The following is a 393-nucleotide window of genomic DNA, read 5'->3' as shown; positions in this document are numbered from 1 at the left end:
GAGACGGTGCTGGCGTGGATGTCGCCCGCCAGCGCCCGGAAGCCGCTCTCCGCCTCGCCGGTGGTGAAGCCGACCGCCGCGTCGAACAGCCGGCCGGCGCCGACCGCCTGGACGGCGTTGGCCGCCGCGATGCCGTTGCGGCTGGTGGTGCTGGCGGAGAACGGCACGTCGTTGCGGGTGAGCGTCAGGTCGACCTCGTTGGGCAGGTAGCGCAGGCCGGGGCTGAGGAAGGCGAGGTTGGACGTGACGCCCGCGAACTGGCCCGACACGCCGCCCGTGGCCGACAGGATCGTGTAGGTGGTGCGCGGGTTGTAGCGGCCGGCGGCGGCCAGCACCTGGACGGTGCCGCCCCCGAGTGCGGCGACGCCCCCGGCGGTGATCCGGTCGGCTTGG

Annotated in this window: 1 pseudogene; it reads right to left on the bottom strand. The window is 74.8% G+C overall.

Annotated features, from left to right (window positions below):
* Positions 1-393 (bottom strand): annotated as a pseudogene (locus MKK63_RS32260) (autotransporter domain-containing protein); the annotation flags it as partial.

The sequence above is a fragment of the Methylobacterium sp. J-088 genome (assembly GCF_022829295.1).
Taxonomy (GTDB): domain Bacteria; phylum Pseudomonadota; class Alphaproteobacteria; order Rhizobiales; family Beijerinckiaceae; genus Methylobacterium.
This window is presented reverse-complemented; position numbering and strand designations above follow the sequence as displayed.